This is a genomic window from Nocardia sp. NPDC002869 (assembly GCF_046764065.1).
GTDB lineage: Bacteria > Actinomycetota > Actinomycetes > Mycobacteriales > Mycobacteriaceae > Nocardia > Nocardia rhamnosiphila.
Genome location: NZ_JBKOOL010000014.1, coordinates 21,206 through 38,684, shown reverse-complemented (window position 1 = coordinate 38,684; position 17,479 = coordinate 21,206). Strand labels below are relative to the sequence as shown.

The 17,479-nt window shown below is 69.1% G+C and carries 24 protein-coding genes; 12 read left to right on the top strand and 12 right to left on the bottom strand.

All coding sequences use genetic code 11. The features are described 5' to 3' along the window. Nucleotides 1-10 precede the first annotated feature (10 nt). Nucleotides 11-460: a winged helix-turn-helix transcriptional regulator gene (locus ACLML9_RS04380; RefSeq protein ID WP_411944250.1), complete on the top strand. Its 450-nt coding sequence runs from the start codon at nt 11-13 to the stop codon at nt 458-460. Nucleotides 461-565: 105 nt separating this feature from the next. Here the strand turns inward: ACLML9_RS04380 and ACLML9_RS04375 are convergent, their stop codons facing one another. Beyond that, nucleotides 566-1,165, bottom strand: a complete 600-nt coding sequence (locus tag ACLML9_RS04375) for a TetR/AcrR family transcriptional regulator (RefSeq protein WP_411944249.1) — start codon at nt 1,163-1,165, stop codon at nt 566-568. A 63-nt stretch (nt 1,166-1,228) separates the two neighbouring features. Between ACLML9_RS04375 and ACLML9_RS04370 the strand changes: the two genes are divergently transcribed. After that, a complete protein-coding gene (locus tag ACLML9_RS04370; RefSeq protein ID WP_411944248.1) occupies nt 1,229-1,477 on the top strand; it encodes a VOC family protein in 249 nt (82 codons plus the stop codon). 44 nt (nt 1,478-1,521) lie between these two features. Then, nucleotides 1,522-1,686 carry a hypothetical protein gene (locus ACLML9_RS04365; RefSeq protein ID WP_411944247.1) on the top strand — a complete coding sequence of 55 codons (165 nt, stop codon included), beginning with the start codon at nt 1,522-1,524 and terminating at the stop codon, nt 1,684-1,686. Nucleotides 1,687-1,780: 94 nt separating this feature from the next. On the opposite strand, the gene ACLML9_RS04360 is transcribed toward ACLML9_RS04365, so the two are convergent. Then, nucleotides 1,781-1,909, bottom strand: coding sequence for a hypothetical protein (locus ACLML9_RS04360; protein ID WP_411944246.1), 129 nt, complete (start codon nt 1,907-1,909; stop codon nt 1,781-1,783). Nucleotides 1,910-1,960: 51 nt separating this feature from the next. Between ACLML9_RS04360 and ACLML9_RS04355 the strand changes: the two genes are divergently transcribed. Further along, nucleotides 1,961-2,614, top strand: a complete 654-nt coding sequence (locus ACLML9_RS04355) for a hypothetical protein (RefSeq protein WP_411944245.1) — start codon at nt 1,961-1,963, stop codon at nt 2,612-2,614. A gap of 14 nt (nt 2,615-2,628) precedes the next feature. On the opposite strand, the gene ACLML9_RS04350 is transcribed toward ACLML9_RS04355, so the two are convergent. Continuing rightward, nucleotides 2,629-3,195, bottom strand: a complete 567-nt coding sequence (locus ACLML9_RS04350) for a Uma2 family endonuclease (protein WP_411944244.1) — start codon at nt 3,193-3,195, stop codon at nt 2,629-2,631. A 231-nt stretch (nt 3,196-3,426) separates the two neighbouring features. Here ACLML9_RS04350 and cutA point away from each other — a divergent pair, with 231 nt between their 5' ends. After that, complete coding sequence (gene cutA / locus ACLML9_RS04345) at nt 3,427-3,753, top strand: divalent-cation tolerance protein CutA (protein WP_411944243.1); 327 nt, start codon at nt 3,427-3,429, stop codon at nt 3,751-3,753. A gap of 46 nt (nt 3,754-3,799) precedes the next feature. On the opposite strand, the gene ACLML9_RS04340 is transcribed toward cutA, so the two are convergent. The 3 genes from ACLML9_RS04340 to ACLML9_RS04330 form a co-directional block, all read right to left on the bottom strand. Beyond that, nucleotides 3,800-4,087, bottom strand: coding sequence for a GNAT family N-acetyltransferase (locus tag ACLML9_RS04340; protein ID WP_411944242.1), 288 nt, complete (start codon nt 4,085-4,087; stop codon nt 3,800-3,802). A gap of 41 nt (nt 4,088-4,128) precedes the next feature. Further along, a complete protein-coding gene (locus ACLML9_RS04335) occupies nt 4,129-5,487 on the bottom strand; it encodes an FAD-binding oxidoreductase (RefSeq protein ID WP_411944241.1) in 1,359 nt (452 codons plus the stop codon). A 63-nt stretch (nt 5,488-5,550) separates the two neighbouring features. Then, on the bottom strand, nt 5,551-6,570 hold the full coding sequence (locus tag ACLML9_RS04330; protein WP_411944240.1) for an NAD(P)/FAD-dependent oxidoreductase: 1,020 nt from the start codon (nt 6,568-6,570) through the stop codon (nt 5,551-5,553). Between the two features lie 179 nt (nt 6,571-6,749). Here ACLML9_RS04330 and ACLML9_RS04325 point away from each other — a divergent pair, with 179 nt between their 5' ends. After that, nucleotides 6,750-7,223, top strand: coding sequence for a GtrA family protein (locus ACLML9_RS04325; protein ID WP_411944239.1), 474 nt, complete (start codon nt 6,750-6,752; stop codon nt 7,221-7,223). Nucleotides 7,224-7,230: 7 nt separating this feature from the next. Here the strand turns inward: ACLML9_RS04325 and ACLML9_RS04320 are convergent, their stop codons facing one another. The 3 genes from ACLML9_RS04320 to ACLML9_RS04310 all read right to left on the bottom strand — a co-directional run bounded on the left by ACLML9_RS04320 (nt 7,231) and on the right by ACLML9_RS04310 (nt 9,314). Beyond that, nucleotides 7,231-7,872: a Type 1 glutamine amidotransferase-like domain-containing protein gene (locus tag ACLML9_RS04320; RefSeq protein ID WP_411944238.1), complete on the bottom strand. Its 642-nt coding sequence runs from the start codon at nt 7,870-7,872 to the stop codon at nt 7,231-7,233. 1 nt (nt 7,873) lies between these two features. Continuing rightward, a complete protein-coding gene (locus tag ACLML9_RS04315; protein WP_411944237.1) occupies nt 7,874-8,710 on the bottom strand; it encodes a maleylpyruvate isomerase family mycothiol-dependent enzyme in 837 nt (278 codons plus the stop codon). 148 nt (nt 8,711-8,858) lie between these two features. Beyond that, complete coding sequence (locus ACLML9_RS04310; protein ID WP_411944236.1) at nt 8,859-9,314, bottom strand: HIT family protein; 456 nt, start codon at nt 9,312-9,314, stop codon at nt 8,859-8,861. Nucleotides 9,315-9,611: 297 nt separating this feature from the next. Here ACLML9_RS04310 and ACLML9_RS04305 point away from each other — a divergent pair, with 297 nt between their 5' ends. The 6 genes from ACLML9_RS04305 to ACLML9_RS04280 all read left to right on the top strand — a co-directional run bounded on the left by ACLML9_RS04305 (nt 9,612) and on the right by ACLML9_RS04280 (nt 15,302). Next, a complete protein-coding gene (locus ACLML9_RS04305; protein ID WP_411944235.1) occupies nt 9,612-10,727 on the top strand; it encodes a Re/Si-specific NAD(P)(+) transhydrogenase subunit alpha in 1,116 nt (371 codons plus the stop codon). Next, nucleotides 10,727-11,047 (top strand): NAD(P) transhydrogenase subunit alpha, encoded by a 321-nt coding sequence (locus ACLML9_RS04300; RefSeq protein ID WP_030522455.1) that lies wholly within the window; start codon nt 10,727-10,729, stop codon nt 11,045-11,047. Before ACLML9_RS04305 ends, ACLML9_RS04300 begins: the two co-directional genes overlap by 1 nt. Nucleotides 11,048-11,050: 3 nt before the next feature. Then, a complete protein-coding gene (locus tag ACLML9_RS04295; RefSeq protein ID WP_411944234.1) occupies nt 11,051-12,469 on the top strand; it encodes an NAD(P)(+) transhydrogenase (Re/Si-specific) subunit beta in 1,419 nt (472 codons plus the stop codon). A 182-nt stretch (nt 12,470-12,651) separates the two neighbouring features. Beyond that, nucleotides 12,652-13,791: a DUF5925 domain-containing protein gene (locus ACLML9_RS04290; RefSeq protein ID WP_411944233.1), complete on the top strand. Its 1,140-nt coding sequence runs from the start codon at nt 12,652-12,654 to the stop codon at nt 13,789-13,791. Between the two features lie 112 nt (nt 13,792-13,903). Continuing rightward, a complete protein-coding gene (locus tag ACLML9_RS04285; RefSeq protein ID WP_411944232.1) occupies nt 13,904-14,851 on the top strand; it encodes an AraC family transcriptional regulator in 948 nt (315 codons plus the stop codon). Nucleotides 14,852-14,870: 19 nt separating this feature from the next. Continuing rightward, nucleotides 14,871-15,302: an acyl-CoA thioesterase gene (locus ACLML9_RS04280; RefSeq protein ID WP_411944231.1), complete on the top strand. Its 432-nt coding sequence runs from the start codon at nt 14,871-14,873 to the stop codon at nt 15,300-15,302. Between the two features lie 108 nt (nt 15,303-15,410). Here ACLML9_RS04280 and ACLML9_RS04275 read toward each other — a convergent pair whose 3' ends face one another. The 3 genes from ACLML9_RS04275 to ACLML9_RS04265 all read right to left on the bottom strand — a co-directional run bounded on the left by ACLML9_RS04275 (nt 15,411) and on the right by ACLML9_RS04265 (nt 17,401). After that, entirely contained in the window at nt 15,411-15,833 is a 423-nt protein-coding gene (locus tag ACLML9_RS04275) for a TetR/AcrR family transcriptional regulator (protein WP_411944230.1), read from the bottom strand. 154 nt (nt 15,834-15,987) lie between these two features. Continuing rightward, a complete protein-coding gene (locus tag ACLML9_RS04270) occupies nt 15,988-16,833 on the bottom strand; it encodes an SDR family oxidoreductase (RefSeq protein WP_411944229.1) in 846 nt (281 codons plus the stop codon). 46 nt (nt 16,834-16,879) lie between these two features. Beyond that, nucleotides 16,880-17,401 (bottom strand): Lrp/AsnC family transcriptional regulator, encoded by a 522-nt coding sequence (locus ACLML9_RS04265; RefSeq protein ID WP_411944228.1) that lies wholly within the window; start codon nt 17,399-17,401, stop codon nt 16,880-16,882. Between the last annotated feature and the right edge of the window lie 78 nt (nt 17,402-17,479).

Sequence of the window (17,479 nt, the reverse complement as noted above, 5' to 3'; positions counted from 1 at the left end):
AAGTGGATCGATGGAACTCGGCGCCGGCCGCGAATGGACCGACCCCACCTGCCCGGTGGCCCGGACGGTCGACCTCGTCGGCGATCGGTGGAGCCTGCTCATCGTCCGGGACGCCATGGACGGCGCGGCGTCGTTCACCGAGTTCCGGCAGCGGCTCGGGATCGCCCGCAATATCCTCGCCGACCGGCTGCGCCGGCTCGTCGACCACGGGATCCTGGCCACCGGCACAGCCTCGGGCGGGAAGCGGCACGTCTACGAGCTGACCGCCGCGGGCAAGGATCTGTTCACGGCCATCGTGGCGTTGCGGCAGTGGGGTGAGCGCAATGCGTTCACCGCCGGTGAGGCCCGGTCGGCACTGACCGATCTCGCCGGGAACGAACTTGCCGAACTGAGCCCGCGCACCCGGGCCGGCCACGAAATCGGTGCGGACACTTCGCAGGTACGACGCCCGGTGACCTGAGCGGAATCGCGGCGCCATCCTGCGTAAGGATTTCCGCGCCGTCGCCCGCGTGCACGAGATCGAGGCGGTCCGCGGCCGGGACGGTTCACCGACCGGTGACGAGGTTCAGGGAACCGGTGCGGTGCGGAGGGCTTCGAGGATCCGGCGCAGGGAGGCCAGGGTGTCGGACAGGGCGCCGGGGGCGGGGGAGGTGGCGAGCCAGAGGGCGGCTTCGTTCATGGCGCCGGACAGCAGGTGGGTGAGCGGCGGTATGGGCTGGGGCGGGATGACTCCGGCGGTGACCAGTGTGGTGAGGGCGTCTTCGAGGTGGCGGGCGGAGGCGGATTCGTCCATGGCGCGCCATTCCTGCCAGCCGAGGACCGCGGGGCCGTCGATCAGCATGATGCGCTGGATATCGGGGGTGGTGCAGATGGTCAGGAAGGTTTCGCAGCCGGTGACGAGCTGGGTCCACGGGTCCGATTCGGTGTCCGCGGCGGCGGCGACGCGGTCGCCGACCTCGGATTGCACGTCCTCCAGGACCGCGCGGAACAGCGTGAGCTTGCTGTCGAAATTGTGGTAGAGCGCGCCCTTGGTGACACCCGCCGCGGTAACGATCTCCGAAAGGCCCACGGCGGCATAACCTTTGGTGGCAAAAAGCTTCCTGCTCTGGTGTAGCAGCGTTGCGCGGGTCTGTTCCCGCCGCTGGGCGCGCAGCGATCCGGCCATCGCGAACCTTCCGTTGACATACCGACGGTATGCGACCTAGCCTAGTTCGCATACCGTTGGTATGTGAAATTCGGCGCGAAAGAGGCAGGTATGGCACTCGGCAGCTTCTACCCGGTCATCGGCACCACTCGGATCGCGCAGGCACGCGATTTCTACACCCACTGGTTCGGCTTCGAGATCGTTTTCGAAGCGGACTGGTATGTCAGCCTGCGGCGGACCGAAGGCGAGCGGTACTACGAGCTGGCACTACTCGACCCCACACACCCGACCGCCCCGCCGGCTACCGCAAACCGGTCCAGGGCCTGCTGCTGAACTTCGAGGTCGACGATGTCGACGCGGAATGGGAACGGCTGATAGTGCGGGGCGGATTGCGGGCCGAACTCGATATCCGCTCGGCGGATTTCGGGCAGCGGCATTTCCTCCTCGCGGATCCGAGCGGCGTGCTGATCGATGTCATCACCGAGATACCGCCCACCGCCGAATACGCCGGACACTTCGCCGCCGGATCCACGGCGGTATGACCGCTCGGTCCCTGGCGCCACCGGGTGCGGCTGAGCCGGTTCTCCGGAAGAGCAGGGGCGGGGGGAAGCCCCTGGACCTGATCCGCGTACCGGATCACGGGCACACCGTGCGACTGTCGCGCAGATGTCCGCCGACGAGTCCCTCCACGATGGTGACATTGCGGACGATGGATCCAGGGCTCTCGATCCGGCAATCGCAGGCAGAATCGGCTGACTGTGGCATGCGGTGTGGTCCGGCCCGCCGGTGTTGCCGGATGGGCGCACAATGGATCGGATGACATCCGGTGCGCGTACGCAGTTCGACGACCCGGCCGAACTCCGGTCGCGACTACGGCACGTCTACTGGATCGGTGGGGGGAGCGGCGCCGGGAAGTCGGCCGTCGCGACCGCTGTCGCCGCCCGGCACGGTCTGCGGGTGTACTCGACCGATGACGCCATGGCCGAGCACGCGGGGCGCGGCACGCCCGGCGACGCGCCGTATCTGTCGGCGTTCCTGGGGATGAGCATGGACGAGCGCTGGGTGCACCGGACCCCGGAGACGATGTTCGAAACGTTCCACTGGTTCCGGGGCGAGGGCTTCGGTGCGATCGTCGACGACCTGCTGGGGATCCCCGAGCGGACCGTCGTCGAAGGGTTCCGCCTGCTGCCGCACCTGGTCGCGCCGCTGCTGGCCCGGCCTGCCCAGGGGATCTGGCTGCTGCCGTCACCGCAGTTCCGCCGCGACGTCTTCGCCGGCCGCGGCTGGGAGATCCCGCGCCGGACGAGCGACCCCGCCCGCGCCCGGCGCAACCTGCTGCGCCGCGACGAAATATTCACCGAGCACGTGCGCGCGGAAACGGCTCGGCTCGGGCTGCCCGTGCTCGAGGTCGACGGATCGATGACCGAGCACGACGCCGCGGACCATGTAGGACGTGCCTTCGGCCTGTGATCCGCCGCGGCGGATCAGATCCGGCCGAGATCGATCTTCACGGGGAACGGGGCGGAAGCCTCGACGACCCCGGTGAACATCTCGCCGGTCCGGTAGGACGCGGTCGCCGGATCGAGGATATAGGTGTAGATCAGCGGGACTCCGGTGGCGGCCTGTTCGATCCGCCAGTAGAACGCGATACCGGCCCGGGCGTACTGCTCCACTTTCACTATGCGATCGGTGGTTTCGGAGCCGGGCGAGACGACTTCGGCCACCAGGAGCACGTGCTCGGGGCGGGTCGGCGTGATATCGATCGTCTCCGCGCGATACACCACGACATCCGGGCGCCGATTGTTGAGCGGTACGTCCTGGAGCCGGACATCGAAATCGGTATCAGCGTTCCACTCGGGCCCGGCCGCGGCGTCCAGCGCGTTCGCCAGGATCCGGGCCAGGCGGTTGTGCCGCTTGGGCGCGCTCGGACTGACGGCGACAATCCCGTCCACGATCTCGATCCCCGCACACTGCTCCTCGGTCCAGGAGTCGTACTCCTCGGGTGTGATCTGCTCGTGCATCCACGCGGGGGCTATCGTCTCGGTGGTCATGACGCTCCTCCCGGACACCTGTCGAGCGGGTCCGATCCCGCTGCATGGAGTCTACTTCGTCGACCCATGCCGTGGCCTGCTCGTTCCGGCGGTGTGCCCGGTGGGAAAGTCTCGCCGCCACTCGGTCGCGCGTCGTGCCGGCGGAGGGACGCCGGGACGGGATCCCCGGCTCGGCAATGCGGTCGCGGGTCGGCTCGGTGTGATCCGCCGGTCTGATGGATCATGTACGCCGTGAGCGATACCGATCTTGTGGACGTGACCATCAGTGGACCCGACGAGGAATGGCTGGTGGAGTTCACCCACCGGCTCGTCACGGATCGGTTGGCGGCGTGCGGGAACATCATCCCGGACGTGCGCTCGATCTACCGGTGGGAGGGTGCGGTGGAGGACGCCTCCGAGGCCGTGGTCGTACTGCACACGCGGGCGTCGCTGGTGCCCGCGATCGTCGAACGCGCCAACTCCGACCACCCCGACGAGGTTCCCCAGGTCGTCGCGGTACCGGTGGCGGGCGTGAACCCCGCCTACGGTCAGTGGATCCTGGACGAGACCGCGAGCTGATCAACGGCGGATACCGCGCCCGGTCCGTCCGGCGCGGTATCCGGGCTCAGCGGTGGACCAGGTCGGCGTACTCGGGATGGGCGCCGATGTAATCGTCGACGTACCAGCAGGTGGCCACGACCTCGAAGCCCGCGGCCCGGGTCTCGTCCAGCGCGTACCCGACCACCTGGCCCGCCACCCCTCGCCCCCGGAACTCGGGGAAGGTGATGGTGTGGTGGAAATTGCGGACCTTCGGCGTTTCCGTCTCCGCGTAGTCGGCATACCCCGCGAGGGTCCCGTCCAGGTAGATCTCGAAGCGGGTGTCGTCGGCATTGTGTCGCAGTTCGGTACTCACCTTCGGTGGAACGGCGGGCCCGGTGCGGTTTGTTCCGGTGTTCAGAGGACAGCGCCGGGGTTGAGGATGCCGTGGGGGTCGAGGGCCGTCTTGATCCGCCTGGTCAGGTCCATCACCTCGGGGCCCAGCTGATCCGGGAGCCAGGCCTTCTTGAGGCGGCCCACACCGTGTTCGCCGGTGATGGTGCCGCCGAGGGTGATGGCCAGTGCCATGATCTCGCCGAAGGCACGGTGCGCACGTTCGGTCTCGTCCGGATCGGACGGGTCGTGCACGATCAGCGGATGGGTGTTGCCGTCGCCGGCGTGCGCGATCACCGACACCGTGACGTCGTTGCGCCCGGCGATCTCGGCGATACCGGTCACCAGATCGCCGAGCCGGGGAAGCGGTACCCCGACATCCTCGAGCAGCAGCGGGCCGAGCCGTTCGACCGCGGGGATCGCGTAGCGGCGGGCCGCGGTGAAGGCTTCGCCCTCCTCCGGGTCGGCGGTGTGGAACGCCTCGGTGGCCCCGGCGGCCCGGCAGGCCTCGAGCATGATCCGGGCCTCCTGCGCGGCGTGGTCGCCCGGCGCGTCGGAGCGGGCCACCAGCAGAGCGGCGGCGTCGCGGTCCAGGCCCATCCGCAGTTCGTCCTCCACCGCGTTGATGGCGACGGAGTCCATGAACTCCAGCATGGCGGGGCGCAGCGCGCCGGTGACGGCGAGAATCGCCTCGGTGGCCGCGGTGAGAGTGGCGAAGGAGGCGACCACGGTGCTCTGCGCCGGCTGCGCGGGCAACAGCCGCAGGGTGAGTTCGGTGATGACCCCGAGGGTGCCCTCGCTGCCGACGAACATCTTGGTCAGCGACAGCCCGGCCGAATCCTTCAGCCGCGGGCCGCCCAGCCGGACCGCGGTGCCGTCGGCGAGCACGACCTCCATACCCAGGACGTAGTCGGTGGTCACGCCGTATTTGACACAGCACAGGCCGCCCGCGTTGGTGGCGGCGTTACCGCCGATCGAACACATCTCGAACGACGAGGGGTCGGGGGGATACCAGAGGTCGTGTTCGGCGACCGCCCGTTTGACCTCGGCGTTGAGCAGCCCGGGGCCGACGACCGCGGTCCGGGTGACCGGGTCGATGGTGATACCGCGCATCCGCTCGGTGCTCAGTACGATTCCGCCGTCCACCGCGGTCGCCCCGCCGGAGAGGCCGGAGCCGGCGCCGCGCGGGACGACCGGGACCCGATGCTCGTCGGCCCAGCGCAGCGTCGCGCACACATCGGCGGTTCCGGTGGCGCGGACCACGGCAAGCGGAGTCCCCGCCGCCGGGTCCTTCGCCCAGTCCTGCCGGTATCCGGCGAGGACGTCGGGATCGGTGAGTACCGTGTCGGCGGGCAGGAGATCGATCAGTTCACGCAGGTCCACGCCCCAACGCTAACCGCTCGCGGCCCGGATGGGGTCCCGTCCGGGCAGACGGGACCCCGGTGATCACAATCCGTGGCCGCGAGCGCCGTTCACCGACTGCGCGAGCTCGGCCTCGGCGGCCGCCGCGAACCCGTCGCGCGCGGCGGCGACCGCGGTATCGAATTCCTGTTCCACGAGATCGGCGTTGATCTGGGCACCGGCCGTCGCCCCGGCCGCGGCGGCCGCCCCGACCTGTGCGGACAGATCGGTGACATTGCCGGCGGCCCAGACCCCCGGCGCCTCGGTGCGGCCGGTGGCGTCGCACGGGATGTACTGGCCGAAGCCTGCCGGATGCTCGATGGTCGTCAAGCCCAGCCCGGTCAGGAACCCGGCGCGGGCGACCATCCGCGAGCCCACGGCGACGGCCTCCCGGGCGACGACGGTGCCGTCGGCGAGCCGGACGCCGGTGATCCGGTCGTCGGTGATCTCGATTCCGGCCACCTCGCCCGGCACCACGCGGACGCCGCGCGCGGCGAGCCGCTCCGCGACCTCCGGTGTGGGATCGGGCTGATCGTGGGTGAAGTAGACGACGTCATCGCTGAGCTGGCGGAACAGCTGTACCTGGTGCACGGAGATCGGCCCGCGGCTCAGCACGGCGATCGCCCGGTCGCGCACCTCCCAGCCGTGGCAGTACGGGCAGTGCAGCACATCGCGGCCCCAGCGTTCCCGCAGGCCGGGGATCCCGGGCAGTTCATCGGTCAGCCCGGTGGTCACCAGCAGCCGCCGCGCCCGGACCGCCCGGCCGTCGGCGAGCGTGATCGTGAAACGGTCACCGTCGCGGACCGCGCCGGTGATCTCCCCGGACACCACCCGGCCGCCGTAGCGGCGGACCTCGGCGCGGCCGGTCTCGAGTAGTTCCGCCGGGGGCATACCGTCGCGCGCCAGCAGTCCGCGCACGCCGTCGGCGGGGGCGTTGCGCGGGTGTCCCGCATCGATCACCACCACGCTGCGCCGCGACCGGGCCAGCATGAGCGCCCCGTTCAGACCGGCCGCCCCGCCGCCGGCCACCACCACGTCGTAGTCGTTGTCCAATTCTTCGGTCACCGTGACCACCTCCTCGGCGCCGACTATCCGTACCTTCGAACCAATTGGCAAATATTTTTGCTGTAATGGCAACACCGCGGAGCTGGCGGGACTGCGGCATTCCTCGGGAAAATCGCGCCCGAACTGTGGGTTTGCCGCGCGCTCACCTCCCGGACACCTGGTCCTGCGAGGCTGACCAGGTGCAGGACCTGGCGACGAACGCTGATACGTGGGAGATCCGATTCGCCCGCTGGTGCGGCGCGGTGGTCGCGCGCCTGCCATGGGGCCTGGATCGCCTCGTCGCACCCACATTCCTCGGTTTCGCGCTGATCAACAGCTTCACCTTCGGGGTCGACCTGCTGATCCTCACCGGGCTGCGCAGCGGACTCGGGTTGCCGGGATGGTTGTCGGTATCGGTCGGCTACGTCTGTGCCTTCGCGCCGGCGTTCTATCTCAACCGCCGGTTGAACTTCCGCTCCCACGCTCCGGCGGGGCGCCAGGCGGCGGTCTACACGGTCGTCGTGCTGATCAACTACCTCGCGTTCATCCTGGGCGTCGGCGCCGGACTGGCCGCGCTCGGTGTGCAGTACCACCTGTCGCGGATGCTGGCCGGGGTGTGCGAGGCGGTGTACATGTACTCGGCCATGCGGTCGGTGGTCTTCCGGCGCCGCTGACCACCGATCAGCCCGTGTACACCCGGGTTTCGTCTCCGTCGCGGACCACGACATCGGCATCGGTGAGCGCCCAGTGCGGGGTACCCACCGCCCGGAGGCGGTCGGCGAGGGCGTTACCCGTCCGCTCGGGGTCGGTGGGTGAGTCCAGATGCGGCACGATCGGACGATCGACCACCCCCAGACCCGTCCAGATCGGTTCGATACCGCAGGCCGGCCGCACCTCGGCGGGGTCGTCGGCGGTCTCCAGACCGTGCAGGTCCGGGCTCAGTACACAGGCGCCCGCGCTGTAACCCGCGTAGACGACCGAATCCGACGCCAGCAATTCCGGGATCACCCGGTCCGCGCCGCTCCGTGCAAACTGGGCGCGCAGGACGAAGGTGTTGCCCCCGCGGACCCAGAGGACGGGGAACCGGGCCAGCCGCCGCCCCAATTCCGCCGGGCGCCCGGCGTATTCGCGGAGATCCACCTCCTCGGGCCGGAACCCGAGTGCGCGCAACGGTGTCAGTTCGCTGGTCAGTGCGGCGGCCCGGCCCCGCGGCCAGGAGTCGAAGGCATTGGCGATCACCGCGATCGGGCCCGGTTCGCCGACCATCGAAGCGAATACGTCGTAGTGAGCGCCGAATCGGTAGCTCGCCAGGAACAGCCGCATCTCAGAGGGTGAACGCCAGATTCCGGACCACCTGCCGGCCCAGATCCGCGTCCCCGTGGAAGGTGATCCGGTCCAGTGCCGAGTCGGCGTCCACCCGGCCGCCGCCGAGCCGCACCAGCAGGCCGGAGTCCAGTTCCAGTGTGACGGTGGGTTCGGTGGCGGGCGCGTCCACATAGTGGGCCCGGTCACCGACCTCTATATGCAGGGTCCGCGCGAGCGGACCCGTGAGTGCCAGGGTGATCAGCGAACCGGCCGGTGCCTTACCGCGTTTCGCGACCACCCGGGGCAGCGACGGCGCGAACTCGGCGAAGGCGAGTTCGCCGCGCGGACCACCCTCGTCGACCCGTTTCCCGAGCGCGTCGGCGATATCGAGTTCGTGCATCCAGCAGTCGAACAACCGCACCCGCATGAACCGCGCGTAGGGCACCTCGCCGATGGGGGACGGTGACGGTGCCGACCACGCCGCATCGTCCATGGCGGCGAGCGCGGCCCGGCGGCGGCCGATCACTTCGCGGTACAGGTCGAGCAGTTCGGTTCCCGCGCGCAGCCGCAGCCGCTGCACCCAGATCTCGTTGAGGGCGCCGATCTCGTTGCGCACGTGCGGCAGAGTCTTCACATCGACATCCGGCGCCTGCGGATCACGCGCCGGGGGCCTGTCCCCGAGCAGCAGCGATTCGGTGCCGATCACATGGCTCAGCACATCGAACACGGTCCACCCCGGGAGCGGTGAGGGTGTCCGCCACTGCTCCTCGCCGAGACCGGCGACCAGTTCGGCGAGGGCGTCGAACTGGTCGGACAATCGCGCGGTGAGTTCGGGACGGTCGAGGGAGTCGGTCATTCGGTCCTCCTTGGAAGCCGGTACCCGCGCACCGCGGAAGCCGCGGCGCAGGCGGGTACATGAGATCCGCGGAAGCCGCGGCGAAGGCGGAGATATCGCATCGGCAGTGCCTTCCGTGGGTTGATCGGAATTCGTATGGGCCCGGGGCTCAGGCCGGTTCGCCGTCGGCGCCGGGCCGCCCGTCGAGGGCGGCCAGGTCCGCGCGGAGCGTGGCGGCGACGCGGTCCGGCTCGTGGGCGCGGCGCAGCACGAGTCCGGTCGCGAACCGGAACTTGTCGCCGTGGCTGCGGGGGATCACGTGCAGATGGACGTGCGCGACCGTCTGGAACGCGGCCTTGCCATCGTTGATCAGCAGATTCGCGCCGTCGGCGGCGAACCCGGGGCCCTGTACCGCCCGGGCGATGCGATGGCCGACCCGGAACAGGTCCACCCCGGTCTCGGCATCGAGTTCGGACAGGTCGGTGGCATGACGCTTCGGGATCACCAGCGTGTGCCCGCGGGTGATCGGCCGGATATCCAGGAACGCGGTCACCGTATCGTCCTCGTACACCCGATGGGCCGGTGCGGTACCGGCCACGATCCCGCAGAAAACGCAGTCGCTCACACGGCGCACTCTACGGCGTAAGGGTGCGGCGGGTCCCGGACTGGGCGTCGACTTGGCAAACTTTTCAAACTCCTGGGCATGCTTCGGCGGATATATCCCGCTATCAGGCTTTACCGATGCGAAGACATCCGGCTGTCGACTCGGAATGTGACGGGCATCTCAGCTAATCTCACTGCGGCCGATGTACGGTTGCCAGGATTTCGGGCGGTGGTGTCCCAGGACACCCCCGCCCGGCGCCGTTGATCGGCGGCCGAAACACCAGGAGAGGGAAGCAGACAAGTGGAGACAACGCAGGCCGTGAGCGATTCGTCGCCGCGCGGGGCGCGTGTCGGTGTCGTTCGCGAATCCGCCGCGGGCGAGCGGCGGGTCGCCTTGGTTCCGAAGATCATTCCCACCCTGGTGAAGCAGGGCGTGGAGGTTGTGGTCGAGGCCGGAGCCGGAGCGGGCGCGCTCATTCCCGATACCGCCTACGTGGAAGCCGGTGCGAGGATCGGCGACCCCTGGTCGGCCGATGTGGTCGTCAAGGTGGCCCCGCCCAGCGATGCCGAGGTGGGCAAACTGTCCGCGGGACAGACGCTCATCGGATTCCTCGCCCCGCGCAACGCCGACAACCAGATCGCCACGCTGAAGAAGGCCGGGGTGCAGGCGTTCGCGGTGGAGGCGATCCCGCGGATCTCGCGCGCCCAGGTGATGGACGCGCTGTCGTCGCAGGCGAATGTGGCCGGGTACAAGGCGGTACTGCTGGCGGCGTCGGAATCGACCCGCTTCTTCCCGATGCTCACCACCGCCGCCGGCACCGTGAAACCGGCGACCGTGCTGGTGCTGGGCGTCGGCGTGGCCGGTCTACAGGCGCTGGCCACCGCGAAACGCCTGGGCGGCCGGACCACCGGCTACGACGTGCGCCCCGAGGTCGCCGACCAGGTGCGTTCGGTGGGCGCCCAGTGGCTCGATCTCGGTATCGACGCCGCCGGTGAGGGCGGCTACGCCCGCGAACTCACCGACGAGGAGAAGGACAAACAGCAGCAGGCGCTCGAGGACGCGATCAAGGGTTTCGACGTGGTGATCACCACCGCGCTCGTACCCGGTCGTCCGGCGCCGCGGCTGGTGACCGCGGGCGCGGTGGCCGGGATGAAGCCGGGCAGCGTCATCGTGGATCTCGCCGGGGAGACCGGCGGCAACTGCGAACTCACCGAACCCGGCGAGACCGTGGTGACCCACGATGTGACGATCTGCTCGCCGCTGAACCTGCCCGCCACGATGCCCGAGCACGCCAGCGAGCTGTACTCGAAGAATGTCGCCGCGCTGCTGGAACTGATGCTCGCCGAGGGCGAACTGAAACCAGATTTCTCCGATCAGGTACTGGCCGATTCCTGCGTCACCCGTGACGCCGAACCGACAACGAAGGCCGAATGATGTACACCGAACTGCTGGCGAATATCGCGATTCTGGTGCTGTCCGGTTTCGTGGGTTTCGCGGTGATCTCCAAGGTCCCCAACACCCTGCACACGCCGCTGATGTCGGGTACCAACGCCATTCACGGCATCGTGGTGCTGGGCGCGCTGGTCACCCTCGGGCGGATGGAGGACCCGTCCCTCGGGGTGCAGGTCATCCTGTTCGTGGCCGTGGTGTTCGGAACGCTCAATGTGATCGGCGGTTTCGTGGTCACCGACCGGATGCTGGGCATGTTCAAAGGCAAGAAGCCCGCCGCGGGTGCCGAGAAGGCAGGTAAGTGACCCATGGACAATCTGGTCGATATCCTCTACATCCTGTCCTTCGCCCTGTTCATCTACGGTCTGATGGGGCTGACCGGCCCGAAGACCGCGGTCCGCGGCAACTGGATCGCGGCGGCCGGTATGGCGATCGCGGTGATCGCCACCCTGATCGCCGTCCGTGACACCACCAACTGGATCCTGATCGTCGCGGGCCTCGTCGTGGGTGTCGTGCTGGGCGTGCCGCCCGCGCGCTACACCAAGATGACCGCGATGCCCCAGCTGGTGGCGGCGTTCAACGGCGTCGGCGGCGGCACGGTCGCCCTCATCGCCTGGGCCGAATTCATCGACACCACCGGCTTCTCGGTCTTCCATCACGGCGAGGAACCGACGGTGCACATCATCGTGGGCTCGCTGTTCGCCGCGATCATCGGCTCGATCTCGTTCTGGGGTTCGCTGATCGCGTTCGGGAAGCTGCAGGAGATCCTGCCCGGCCGCCCGATCGGTCTCGGCACACTGCAGCAGGTGGTGAATCTGCTGCTGCTGGTGGCCGCGGTCGCGGCGGCGGTCGTCATCGGGCTCGGTGCGTCCGACGGCGGCGTCTCGCAGTGGTGGATGGTCGGCCTGCTGCTGGCCGCCGGGGTGCTGGGCCTGATGGTGGTGCTGCCGATCGGCGGCGCCGATATGCCCGTGGTGATCTCGCTGCTCAACGCGCTCACCGGCCTGTCCGCGGCGGCGGCCGGTCTGGCGCTGAACAACACCGCGATGATCGTGGCCGGCATGATCGTCGGCGCGTCCGGCACCATCCTGACCAATCTGATGGCCAAGGCGATGAACCGGTCCATCCCGGCCATCGTGGCGGGCGGTTTCGGTGGCGGCGGCGCGGTCGCCGCCTCCGGTAGCGGCGAGCAGAAACAGGCCAAGGCCACCTCGGCGGCCGACGCGGCGATCCAGATGGCCTACGCCAACCAGGTGATCGTGGTGCCGGGCTACGGTATGGCCGTCGCGCAGGCCCAGCACGCGGTCAAGGAGATGGCGGGACTGCTCGAAGCCAAGGGCGTCGAGGTCAAATACGCCATCCATCCGGTCGCGGGCCGGATGCCCGGGCATATGAACGTGCTGCTGGCCGAGGCCGAGGTGTCCTACGACGCCATGAAGGAAATGGACGATATCAACGGCGAATTCGGCCGCACCGATGTCGCTCTGGTCATCGGCGCCAACGATGTCACCAACCCGGCCGCCCGCGAGGATTCGGCCAGCCCGATCTACGGTATGCCGGTCCTCAATGTCGACCAGGCCAAATCGGTGATCGTGCTGAAGCGCTCGATGAACAGCGGTTTCGCCGGTATCGACAACCCGCTCTTCTACTCCGACCACACCTCGATGCTCTTCGGAGACGCGAAGAAGTCGGTCGGCGCGGTCACCGAGGAGCTGAAGGCCCTGTAGCCGCACAGCAGTCACCACGGCCCCGGGCAGGTTCACCACCGCGCCCGGGGCCGTTGTCGTGCCGCTGATCGAGTTGTCGCTGCGCTCCCGAGCCCTCCGGCGCGGCCGCGGATCACGGTTCACCGGCGATGTGCGGAAAACGGGTGGACGCCGTCGTGACGGTGGGCAGATCATGGTCGGCGATGCCAGAACGCAACGAACCCCTGCGCTTGATCGAGTTCGACAGCACCGCCGCCGAACCCGCCGACGCCCTCCCGTGGTCGGCCGTCCTCGATTCCTATTCCACCCCGCGTAACTTGCTGGACATGCTGGCGCTCAGCCTCTTCGGCCGGGGCGTGCAGCCCTTCTACCGGAAGTGTCAGCTGGAGCGCGTGCGGGCCGACGCGCCCTTGCGCCCGCCGGGTTCGGCGATCGCGCGACAGGTGGTCGAAGCCGACGCGCTGTCCATCCTCGTGCTCGGGGACGGCTGGGCATTGCGCGCCGATCGGTGGGCGGACAAATCGGCCACTGTGGAAGTGACCGCGATCAGCGACGAACTGGCCCAACGCATAGTCGCGGAAGCGACGCGCGGCGCCGAGGAGGCGGCCCCTGCCGACCTGGCCTCGGTGAAGATGGGGTTCTGGCACCAGAGCGACCGCGGGGCCACCCGCCGGGTTCTCACCGTCACCACGCCGGAGTGGCCGGAGATCCGCGGGAACTACAGCAGAAACGTGGCCGACGCCCTGGACCGCCTGATGACATTGCGTCCGGGCGATATTCGTGGTCGGCTGCTCCTGCTGCACGGTCCGCCCGGAACCGGCAAGACCACCGCGCTGCGGGCGCTGGCCAGATCATGGTCCGAGTGGTGCCAGGCCGATTGTGTACTCGATCCCGAGATGCTGTTCGCCAAGCCCGGCTATCTGATGCGCGCGGCGATGGGAGCCGAACGCGAGGACGAACAGGCCGACCGCTGGCGGCTGCTGATCCTGGAGGACTGCGACGAGCTCATCCACGCGGAGGCGAAAAGCTCTTCGGGACAGGGCCTTTCCCGGTTGCTCAACCTCACCGACGGGATGCTGGGGCAGAGCCGCGAGGTGCTGGTGGCGATCAGCACCAACGAGGATCTGTCGCGACTGCACCCCGCGGTCACCCGGCCCGGGCGCTGTCTGGCCCAGCTGGAGATCGGGAAGCTGTCGGCCGCCGAAGCCCGGACCTGGTTGGGGGATCACCCCGCCGCCGGGTCCGCCACGGAGTCGACGCTCGCGGAGCTGGTCGCGCTCCGCGACGGCCGGGGGGATATCGCGGTCACCGCGGCTGCTCCCGATTCCGGCATGTACCTGTAGTGTCGCGAACCGCGGAGTCGAGAGCAGGGACGAGCCGGGCCGTATCCATCTTTCCCGCCACCGGGCGGCCCGGAGCCGTCAGGGGCCCGGCGCCACGGCTATCGTTGGGCGAATGGATGCGTTGGCCGGGCTGCTGGAGGGTCCGCGGGCGCGGGGCGCGTTCCTGCTGCGTTCACTGCTGAGCCCGCCGTGGTCGCTACGCATCCAGGACGAATCGCCGTTGACGCTGGCCGCGGTGATCCGGGGGCATGCGTGGGTTCTCACCGAGGACGGCGGCCGGTATCGCATGGGCGCCGGGGATGTGGCGGTGTTCCGGGGACCGCAGCCCTATACCGTCGCCGACGACCCCGCCACCGAGCCGCAGATCCTGATCAACCCGGGCCAGATCACCACCACGGTGGACGGTGAGGTGCTCTGCGAGACGATGAGCCTGGGTGTGCGGCAGTGGGGTAACGACCCCGCCGGGGAAACCGTGCTGGTCACGGGGTCCTACGAGCAGGCGGGTGCGGTGAGCCGGCGCCTGCTGCGCGCGCTGCCGCAGACCCTGGTGGTGCCGCGTGGACGTTCCGACGAGCGGGTGCTGAGCCTGCTGGTGGAGGAGACCGTGAAGGATCGGCCGGCGCAGAGCGCGGTGCTGGACCGGTTGCTGGACCTGCTGCTCATCGCGACCCTGCGCACCTGGTTCGCCGGGAACGAGGCACCGCCCTGGTATCACGCCTACAGCGATCCACTGGTCGGCAAGGCGTTGCGGCTGCTGCAGCACAACCCCGCCCACGGCTGGACGGTGGCCGATCTGGCCCGGGAAGTGGGGTCCTCGCGGGCGGCCCTGGCCCGGCGGTTCACCGAATTGGTCGGCGAGCCGCCGATGGCCTTCCTCACCGAGTGGCGGCTGGACCTGGCCGCCGATCTGCTGCAGGGCACCGACGAGACGGTGGAGACCGTCGCCCGCCGGGTCGGGTACGGCAGCGCCTTCGCGTTGAGTACCGCGTTCAAACGGCAGTTCGGGGTGAGCCCGCGCGATCACCGGCTCGGGGCGGCCTCGGTGCCCACGGCCGGCTGAACCCGGTATCGTCGGCCGGGTGACGCCCCAGTATCCGGTGCTCTGGCCGGTGCCCACCCGCTGGGCCGACAACGACCACTACGGGCACGTGAACAACGTGACCTACTACGCCTACTTCGATACCGCGGTCAATGCCTGGCTGATCGACGCGACGGGTACCGATATCCGGGAACTGCCCGCCATCGGGATCGTGGCCGAGACGTCGTGCCGCTTCCATGCCTCGCTGAGTTTCCCCGACCTGTTGCGAGTGGGTCTGCGGATCGCCCGCCTCGGCCGGTCCAGCATCACCTACGATCTCGCGATCTTCCGGGAGGCGGGCGACGATCTCGAGCTCGCTGCCACCGGGACTTTCGTCCACGTCTACGTGGACGAGGAAACGCGCAAACCGGTCGAGATCCCCGAGGTGATCCGCAAGGCCGCCGCGGGCCTGGTCACCGACGCCACCGAGTAGTAGCCGGAAACGGCTCTCCGGAAGCTTCCCGGAGAGCACCCGGTTTCCGGGCGCCCGGCGCCGGTCGCTGTGTCGCGAGTCGGGTGTTGTCGCTGGTCAAACGGTGCATCACCCGGTACAGCGAGGACAGGATCGTGGGCACGCCGGCCGTCCCGTCGACCAGTCGGCCGACCATCGCGTAGCAGAGATTGACCATGACCAGTGCGATATCGGTGACGTAATCGCGGTCCAGCCCGGCCAGTAGGTGCGCGGCGGCGGGCAGGACGGCCTCGAACCCCTGGCGGTCCAGCCGGTGCCCGCCCGCGGATGCAGAGCCAGTTCGTCATAGGAGTGCGCGGCCATCCACGCCGCCACCGCGGCCACGATCAGCTCGTCGCGACTGCTGTAGAGGCTGTAGACCGTGGTGAGTGATACCCGGGCCCGTTTGGCGACCGTGCGCAGCTGTACCGCGTCGTAACCGTCGGCTTCGATGATCTCGACCACGGAATCGAGGATGCGCGCCGCCGTATCCACCTCACCGGGCCCATTCACCGAGTTATGGTCACCCGGCATTTCGGTGCGTCCCGCGCGTGACCACCGCCTCCGGTGGCCGTATCGGCAGAGGCCGCCGCGACTCCGCCGGCCGGGCGTGGGTGAGTGCGACGGCGGCGGGAGCGTCACCGCGGAGCCCGGCGCACGGCGGGAGTCACTGCGAGGAGTCGGGACTCTCCAGCGCGTGCTGGAATCGGCGCATACCGCGGATCCAGCGGTCGTAGTCCGACCCCTTGTGCTGGTACATCGTCAGCACTTCCGGGTGCGGCAGGATCAAGAACTGTCCGGCCGCCATCCCGGCCAGCACCGTATCGGCGACTTCCTCCGGAGTGAGCACCGCGCCCGCGGATTTCACGGCGTTGATGGCCAGCCGCCCGGCGGCCTCGTTGTCCGGCGGGATCATCCCCTCACGCAGCAGCGCCGTATCCACGCCCATCGGGCAGACACAGCTGACCCGGATACCTTTGTCGCCGTAGGTGATCGACAGCCATTCCGCGAAACCCACCGCGGCGTGCTTGGACACCGAGTACGGTGCGGAACCCAGTTGGGTGAGCAGTCCGGCCGCCGACGCGGTGCTCACGAAGTAGCCCGTACCGCGCGCCAGCCAGCCGGGGACGAGCAGGCGGGCGGCGCGGATATGGGCCATGGTGTTGATCTCCAGGGCGGCCGCCCACTGCGCGTCGGTGCTGTCCAGTCCGGCTCCGCCGCCGATCCCGGCATTGGCGAAGTACAGGTCCACCGGGCCGAAGGCGGATTCCGCGGTATCGATCAGCCGCTGGATCACCGCGGGATCGGCGGCGTCCCCGCCGGCGGCGACGGCGTTTTCGCCGATCTCGCCGGCCACCTGCTCCGCGGTGGCCGGATCGAGGTCCGCCACGACGACCTGCGCCCCGTGGTCGGCCAGCCGTCGTGCCAGCGCCGCGCCGATACCGGACCCACCGCCGGTGACGATGGCGGTCCGGCCCGAGAAAGTGTCCGCTACTGTGCCTGAGAGCTCCATGTCGGCACTCTAACGCTTACATGCGACATATGCCCCTATGTGTCGCTTAATCGGATCGGCGCCCGTCTGCGGAGCGCGCCTGCTCGGCGAGCCGGCGCAGCAGCGGGGCGGTGCGCGGTCCCACCGATTCCTGCATCACCAGGGCCATATTCGTGCGGACCACCCCGGGAATCTTCAGGATCTGCCCGGTGATGCGGTAGAGATCGTCGGCGTCGCGGGCCACCACCCGGACCGTGAGGTCGGTGGGGCCGGTCATACCGCACACCTCGGTCACCTCCGCGATCTCGGCCAATTCGCCGACCACCGCTTCCAGCCGGTGCTGGTCCACGACCACCGCGACGAAGGCCGACAGCCGGTAGCCCAGCGCCCGCAACTCGACCCGGCGTTCGAAACTGCCCAGTACGCCGGTGGCTTCCCAGCGGGTGAGCCGCGCCTGCACGGTATTGCGGGACAGTCCGAGCCGGGCGGCCAGTTCCACACCGGTGGCCCGGGGGTTGGCGATCAGTTCCAGCAGCAGGCGCGCATCGGTGGCGTCGACCGCCGCATCGGAAGGCTCTGGATTGGTCATGTAACGCAGTATGACAGGGGAAGGGGCCGCAAAACCGTGCAACCTGCTCAGTTGTCGGATCAAGACTTGCGCAGAACG